This window comes from Pseudomonadota bacterium (assembly GCA_022361155.1).
Classification (GTDB): Bacteria; Myxococcota_A; Polyangia; order Polyangiales; family JAKSBK01; genus JAKSBK01.
The window spans coordinates 1-3,788 of sequence record JAKSBK010000531.1 but is presented as its reverse complement, the minus strand read 5'-3'; the positions used below and the strand labels follow the sequence as shown (position 1 = coordinate 3,788).

Here is a 3,788-nt window from a genome sequence, read left to right as displayed (position 1 = left end):
CCGCTGGCGAGGCGCGACGACGAGGAGTATTGGGGATACTTCGAGGAGGAGCAACATAGCCAGCGGTGGTCAGAACCGGCGAAATGGATGAGTTATTCTTCCGCGGACCCTAACGGCGAAGAGCGATGAGCTCGGCGATTTCGCTGTCTACACTCGATTGGCTGATCATCGCAGCCTACTTCGTGCTCGTGGTCGTGGTGGGATTGCTCCTGTCGCGAATCGCCAGCAAGGGCATCCACGACTATTTCCTCGGGGGTCGTAAGATCCCCTGGTGGGTGCTCGGGGCCTCGGGCAGCGCCTCGAATTTCGACATGACCGGAACGATGGTGATCACGTCGTTCTTCTTTGCGCTGGGCTTTCAAGGCTTCTGGGTGGCGAGCCGCGGAGGCCTGGTGCTGACGCTCCCCTTTCTGCTGGCGTTCATGGGCAAGTGGCTGCGTCGATCGAAGGTCATCACCACGGCCGAGTGGATGGAGCTTCGCTTCGGCTGTGGGCGCGGCGGACAGCTCGCACGCGTGTTTTCCGCCGTCGCGAATCTCGTCGTGGTGGTGGCGATGATCTGCTATTTCGCTACCGGCACCGGCAAGTTCGCGCACACGTTCCTTGGTATCGACCCCACGCTCTGCGCCGTGGGCATGGTGCTGATCGGCCTGCTCTACACCATGCTGTCCGGTCTGTACGGAGTCGTTTACACGGACCTTTTTCAAGAGCTGATGCTGCTCGTGACCGCGGGCTACATCGTGTTCCGGGCAGTGCTGTTGCCCGAGCACGCAGCGGTGATGGATGCTGCCGGCGCGCACTGGACGAGCCTCAGGCCCGCATGGACCGCAGAGCCGATGCACTGGCTCGAAAACCCCGACATCTACCGGCTCTTCGGTGTTTGCGTCATCTTCTGGGTCGTCAAGCAGATCGGCGACGGCCTGGGCGGCGGAGGCGGCGGCTACATGGCACAGCGCTACTACGCGGCTGCGGACGAGCGCTCGGCAGGTTTGATGACCGCCGAGTGGGCAGCACTGCTCAGCGTGCGCTGGGCCATGGTGGCGGGGATGGCCTTGCTCGGAATCTGGCTCGCGACCAAGGACGCCGGGATCGCCGCCACGCTCCACAAGGACCCCGAGCAGACCCTGCCCCTGGTTTTGGGCAGCGTGCTTCCCGCCGGCCTCAAGGGAGTCGCGCTGGTGGGGCTGATCGCGGCCGCCATGTCGACCTTCGACTCGACGGTCAATGCGGGAGCCGCCTACTGGGTGCGCGATGTCTATCAGCGTTTCATGCGCCCGAACGCGAGCGAACGAGAGCTCGTCCGCCAAAGCTACGGGGCCACCTTGACGATCGCCCTGTCCGGCCTGGGGCTGACGCTGGTCTTCGGCGAAGACATCAACAACGTCTGGGACTTCATCACCGGGCCGCTCGGTGCCGGAACCGTGGTGCCCCTGATTCTGCGCTGGTACTGGTGGCGTTTCAACGGCTACGGCTTCGCCTGGGGCACGGGCGCGGGGCTCGCCTTCGCCATCGTGCTGCAGTGGGTCGATCCCGGCATGGCCTTCTACATCAAGACGCCGCTCGCGGGCGTGGTGTCGCTGCTCGCTGGGATCACCGCATCGCTGGTGACGCCCCCCGTGCACGAGGACACACTTCGGAAATTCTACCTTCAGATCCGCCCTTTCGGTTGCTGGGGCCGGTTTGCGGGAAGCCTCGACTCCGACGCACGGAAACCCATCAAGCGGGAAAACGCGCTGGGCATCGCCAACACGGCGTTCGCGTTCGCCTGGCAGGTCGGGCTCTTCACCACGGCCATCACCTTCGTCTGGCACCAGTGGACTGCAATGTACCTGGCTTTCTCGCTGACCGCCGTGCTCACGCTCGTTCTGTATTTCTCCTGGTACCTGACCCTGCCCGATCGGAACGACGGCTCGGACGCAAGCACGAGCGAGCGGCCTACCCGGTGACGGCGCCCTCCGAGGCCGAGGAGACCAACCTGGCATACTTGGCCATCACACCGCTGGTGTACTTCGCTTTCGGCGCTTTCAGCGTCTTCAGTCGCGTGGCGATTGCCGCGTCCGACAGCTCCACGTCAAGCCGGCGCTTCTTGATGTCGATGTCGATGATGTCGCCGTTTTTCAACGCCCCGATGGTTCCGCCTCGTGCGGCTTCGGGCGCGACGTGTCCGATCATGAAGCCGTGGGTCGCTCCGGAAAAACGCCCGTCGGTTATCAGAGCAACCTCCTCGCCCAGGCCGGCCCCTTGCAGCGCGCCTGTCACTTGCAGCATTTCGCGCATGCCGGGTCCCCCCACCGGGCCCTCCCAGCGGATCACGACCACATCGTTGGGTTTGATCTTGCCCGCCTTGACTGCAGCAAAGGCATCCTCTTCGCGATCAAAGACCCGGGCTGGTCCGCGGTGCTTTTCCCTCGTGTGCCCCGAGACCTTGGCTACGCAGCCCTCGGAAGCCAGGTTGCCCTTCAGGATCGCCAGGCCGCCATAGGCCTTCAAGGGCCTGTCGACGCTGGTGATCACCTTCTGGCTCCTCGGTTCCTTGGCCGCCCGGGCCGCCTGACCGATGGTCTTGCCGGTCACGGTCGGACAATCCGCGGCCAGCAGACCGGCTTTCAGCAGGCGGTTGGCGACCACGGCCATGCCCCCGGCCCGGTACATGTCCACCGCCGTGTAGGCCCCCCAGGGCTTCATGTCGGCCAAGACAGGCACCCTGCGCGCCACCCTGTCGAATTCCTGAATCGACAGCTTGACCCCCGCCTCGCGCGCCACGGCCAGCAGGTGCAGGACCGCGTTGGTCGATCCGCCGGTGGCCATGACCCCGGCGATGGCGTTGTTCAGGGAGCTCCTGGTGATGATGTCGCGCGGCCGCACGTTCTTCTTCAGCAGCTTCATCACCAGCTTGCCAGTCTCCAGCGCAACCTTGGCCTTGTCCGGACTTGCGGCGGGCACATCGTTGAAACCCATGGGGGAAACACCCAACATTTCAAAGGCCGTGGACATGGTGTTGGCTGTGAACTGCCCGCCGCAGGCGCCGACCCCCGGACAGGCCGCGTTTTCCACCTGCGTCAAGCGCTTCTTCGAGATCCGTCCGGCGTTGAGGGCGCCGATGGCTTCGAAAACATCCTGAATCGTGAGCTGCCGATCCCCCAGCTTGCCGGAGTCGATGCTGCCGCTGTACAGCATGACGCTCGGGAGATTGAGGCGCGCCATGGCCATGACCATGGCCGGGATGGTCTTGTCGCAGCCCGAGATCCCCACGAAGCCGTCCAGCAGGTGTCCCCTCACGACCAGTTCCACCGAATCGGCGACCACTTCGCGTGAGACCAGCGAGGCCTTCATGCCCTCGGTTCCCATGGCGATGCCGTCGGTCACCGAGATGCTGCCGAACTCGATGGGCGTGCCGCCGGCGGCCCGGACGCCCTCACCTACCTGCTGGGCCAGGAAGCGGTGGTTGAAGTTGCAGGGTGTGATCTCGATCCAGCAGTGCGCGACCCCAATTAGCGGGCGGCGCAAATCCCTGTCCGAGTAGCCGACGGCCTTGAAAAAGGCCCGAGCGCCAGCGCGATCGGCGCCGTCGAGCAGAGTGCGGCTGCAAGAGCGTGTGTCATGGGGCATTTCGTCGACTCCAGGGCATTAGGCGTCGGGCCAAAATAACATCGCCACTTCGATTTCGATCCATCCCGTCCAGCGGTGTTGCGCCGCCTTCGAATACAGGGAGTATTCGCGCGACAGCGCGCCTTGCTGGCCGGGCGCCTCAAAACCGACCTGGCAATGTTATTTTGACCCGACGCCTT

Annotated in this window: 2 protein-coding genes; one reads left to right on the top strand and one right to left on the bottom strand. The window is 64.4% G+C overall.

What is annotated here, in order from left to right; all coding sequences use genetic code 11:
* Nucleotides 1-125: 125 nt before the first annotated feature.
* Nucleotides 126-1,946 (top strand): sodium:solute symporter, encoded by a 1,821-nt coding sequence (locus MJD61_19870; GenBank protein MCG8557520.1) that lies wholly within the window; start codon nt 126-128, stop codon nt 1,944-1,946.
* Here the strand turns inward: MJD61_19870 and ilvD are convergent.
* Entirely contained in the window at nt 1,936-3,609 is a 1,674-nt protein-coding gene (ilvD, locus tag MJD61_19865; GenBank protein ID MCG8557519.1) for a dihydroxy-acid dehydratase, read from the bottom strand. The genes MJD61_19870 and ilvD overlap by 11 nt on opposite strands.
* Nucleotides 3,610-3,788: the final 179 nt, after the last annotated feature.

What these genes read in the sequence shown, in the direction of transcription:
- MJD61_19870 (MCG8557520.1), top strand. Translation starts at nt 126, where the DNA reads ATGAGCTCGGCGATTTCGCTGTCTACACTCGATTGGCTGATCATCGCA.
- ilvD (MCG8557519.1), bottom strand. Translation starts at nt 3,609, where the DNA reads ATGCCCCATGACACACGCTCTTGCAGCCGCACTCTGCTCGACGGCGCC.